The following is a 3,299-nucleotide window of genomic DNA, read 5'->3' on the forward strand; positions in this document are numbered from 1 at the left end:
TGTTAATGCTTTCTTAGTCTGACCTTGCCTTGCTCACTACTTTTGCCAATAGTTGATTGCTTAGATTGCCAAACTATTGTGAGTGGAAAACCATGGTGAACCATGGCTTATTCCATCTCTAATTTTTTATTTATTTCTTTTATCGTGTACGCTAGGCATTCTGAATCGATTGGATTGATGTGTTTATCTAGTTTCTCTGAATTCCAAAATGTATCAGAATACGAAGCTAACTCACAACCGATTTCCCAGTTTGGGATACATATGAAGTTTCCTCCAAGATGTGAACCTAGTAGAATGTGAAAACTACTGCCATTAACTGATACATTGAACTCATAGGGTTCTTTGTCTGAATAGACATCTACAATAGATTTATAGGTTCTAGTATTTATAATGTGTTTAAACTCAAATGTTATCATCGTTTACCACCTCCAGGCATTTCAGCTTGGATAACAGTACGAATCATATGGTCATCAATTAATCGTTTAGCTCTTTGAAAAGCGTATAGTAAAGCATGAGTACATAGCTTATTTATAGATCTTGCTGAACCGACTGAAAATCTAAAGATTTCATCGATTGCCTTATCAGTAAATATATCAGTTGCACCATCAGCGTATTTTAGATGTGCTTGGATATATTCTTCTGTCTGTGCTCGATCCATTTGCTGTAATTCACAAATGAGATCAATTCTTTGTTTTATAGCTGCATAATTCCTTAGTTTAAGTTTGTCCCAGAGTTCTTTCTGACCAACTAAAATTAGGGACATAGGTGTACGTGAATCCATTCGAGTGTTTAGAAGGAATCGAATTTCTTCTAGCGTTTCTTTTGCAAGCAGGTGGGCTTCATCAACGATGGTCACTACGTTCTTTTTATAGACCCCTTGTATAAGTTCTAATTGTTGATGTAATTGATGCCTAGCATCACCACGATAGAATTTGGATTCAATGCCTAATTGGTCTAAAAGTCCTTTGTAAAACCAGCGTGGTGTCAGTTTAGAATCAGATAGATAAAGAACCTCAAAGTCATCTGCTGGTAAATCATCAGTGAATTTTCTGATGGAAGTAGACTTACCACAACCAACATCTGCTGTGACAATCACAAACATTTGATTTTCAGCTGCATATTTTAATCGTGATAGCACTTCTTCTAGTTCAGAAGACATATATAATGCATCAGATGCGATATCGTTCATAAAAGGTGTTTTCTTCATTTCAAAGTAATCATTAAACATGATCTACACCTCCAAGATCCTTAAATCTAGTTGCAACTTCTTTATTCACTTTTTCACTAGTACTATTAACTTTTAATGCTGCTAGTAACCTAGAACCATTGGCTGTTATGGGTTCTAATGCCTTAAGCATTTTTTTATCGACATTATAACAATCTTCACCGATAACTTGTTTTTTAGCTTTAAATGGCTTGAAATCTTTGTGATGAACTTCGATTTCATCTACCCAAGTTGGATCATAATAGATTTCTACTTCTCGACCCATCAGATGAGTACCGACTTCATATTTATCACCCTTAAAGCTAACACAACCAATTTTGTCGACTCGACGTGATTCAGTTCGTAAAAATGCTTCAGATAGTGTTTCTGCACTTACAAAATCTAAGGACTTTTTATCTCCACGAAAAGCTGTGTTAGGAGATATATTTCCAATCGCTGAATGAGGATTTGAATGATAATAATCATGCAACCATAGGTCAAATGATGTATTAAGTTCTTCAAGCGTAGATGGTTTATCTAAAGCAACTTCTGAAAGAAAAGAATCTACTCTCTTGTTAAAGAACTCAATTTTCCCCTTTGTTTCTGGAGCATATGGTTTACTATGTATAAGCCTGATTCCAAGGCGATTACAAGCTTTCTTCAACCATTCAGACCTGTACTGTTTACCATTGTCTGTTAGAAGCTTCTGTGGTTTTCCGAAGGTCATTATTGCCATTCGTAAGGAATCTTCTATGATATCTACCGACTGGTTATCATAGAATTTTGCAGCAACGACGAATCTAGTAGCATCATCGATAATTGCAGACAGATACACTTGCTTCATTTCACCATCTTTACCGATTGGAAGATAAGGTCCATACTTAATATCAGCTTGGTAAAGTTCCGTACGGTGTGATTTTTGAAATCGCTTTGATGCAGCACCTTTTTGACTGTACATTTTCATTTGTCTTTGACCAAAGCCAGCTGATTGTAGATGTCTTTGTAATGTACTACGCTTAACTGTACCAGGTTCAATCATGCCTTCAAGTTCAAGTATTTGAATGATGTCATTTACGCTTCTTGAAGGAATTTCGCGTCGTAGAATGATAGCATGATCTAAAACTTCTTCGAAGTTCTCAGGCAAATTATTATTAGATCGCTTAAAACCTGTCTTTGGTTTTAGACCTTCAAATCCAAATTCTAAGTAAGCTTGTAGATACCTCATTAATGTACGATAAGAGATATCGTGGTGTCCACAGATTTGTTTTTTTAGTACACTAAGCTCACTCTTGCATAAACCATCATCCAAGAGTGGGGTAATCATAACCAGTCTGTTCCCTGCAATGCTTTCTGGTGTTTCAATTTTGTTCATTTTCTTACCTCCTTGACTTTTATGAGGTAAGAATAACATCTAAAATTTATGGCGAAAATGCAAACTGGGTGGGAATGCCATGATGGCCTTTGATGCAAATTTGAGTGACACTTGTCAACCAATTGGTTTCTTTTAGTCTGAATCTAGAGAGTAAAGAATCAGCTGTTAACGGATAATGTTTATTAAGAACTTTGTACCATTCAGCTTTWAGTAYATTTTCTAATCGATTTAAGTTATTGTTAAACTGTTTATTCCAAAGTTTGATAGTAGATGATTCAGCTGAACAATAGTTACAAGATCCATCTATTTCCGCTTGAACAATACTTGCAGCATAGTGTTTATAAGGTTGTGTAAAATCAGGTATTTCTGTATGTATTCTTCGAYTACAGGATTCACACTTACATTTAAGCCGTCTGAATGCATATCTAAGTTTTTTTCCATCGTCATGAATCACATAACGTATTCTACTRTCATAGTAAGAAAGCTCAGTATTACAGACYGGACAATAACTCAATTCTTTACTCTTGATTAAAAATATCTTCTTCTGGATTGTAAACTACTTCATATAATGTTATGATAACCATAGTTTTGGAGACACCATTATATGAAAAACCAACTTCCCGGGAGGCTTTCGTATAGTGGTGTTTTTCCTTTTCACCTACTTACATATAATTTTATGTAAGTCTATTATATAAACTATGACAAATCAAGAGAGCAAATATA

4 protein-coding genes are annotated in these 3,299 nt (G+C 35.0%); all 4 read right to left on the reverse strand.

Annotated elements, in window-relative coordinates; all coding sequences use genetic code 11:
- Nucleotides 1-107: 107 nt before the first annotated feature.
- The 4 genes from EZV73_RS28080 to EZV73_RS28095 are packed head-to-tail and all read right to left on the reverse strand — an operon-like array spanning nt 108 to nt 3,090.
- Nucleotides 108-416 (reverse strand): DUF6618 family protein, encoded by a 309-nt coding sequence (locus tag EZV73_RS28080; RefSeq protein ID WP_240843907.1) that lies wholly within the window; start codon nt 414-416, stop codon nt 108-110.
- Entirely contained in the window at nt 413-1,228 is an 816-nt protein-coding gene (locus EZV73_RS28085; protein WP_240843908.1) for an ExeA family protein, read from the reverse strand. The genes EZV73_RS28080 and EZV73_RS28085 overlap by 4 nt, the downstream gene beginning before the upstream one ends.
- Nucleotides 1,221-2,576: a DDE-type integrase/transposase/recombinase gene (locus tag EZV73_RS28090; RefSeq protein WP_240843909.1), complete on the reverse strand. Its 1,356-nt coding sequence runs from the start codon at nt 2,574-2,576 to the stop codon at nt 1,221-1,223. The genes EZV73_RS28085 and EZV73_RS28090 overlap by 8 nt, the downstream gene beginning before the upstream one ends.
- A 46-nt stretch (nt 2,577-2,622) precedes the next feature.
- Nucleotides 2,623-3,090 carry a DUF6431 domain-containing protein gene (locus tag EZV73_RS28095; RefSeq protein WP_240843910.1) on the reverse strand — a complete coding sequence of 156 codons (468 nt, stop codon included), beginning with the start codon at nt 3,088-3,090 and terminating at the stop codon, nt 2,623-2,625.
- Between the last annotated feature and the right edge of the window lie 209 nt (nt 3,091-3,299).

The sequence above is a fragment of the Acidaminobacter sp. JC074 genome (assembly GCF_022496765.1).
GTDB lineage: Bacteria > Bacillota > Clostridia > Peptostreptococcales > Acidaminobacteraceae > JABXKX01.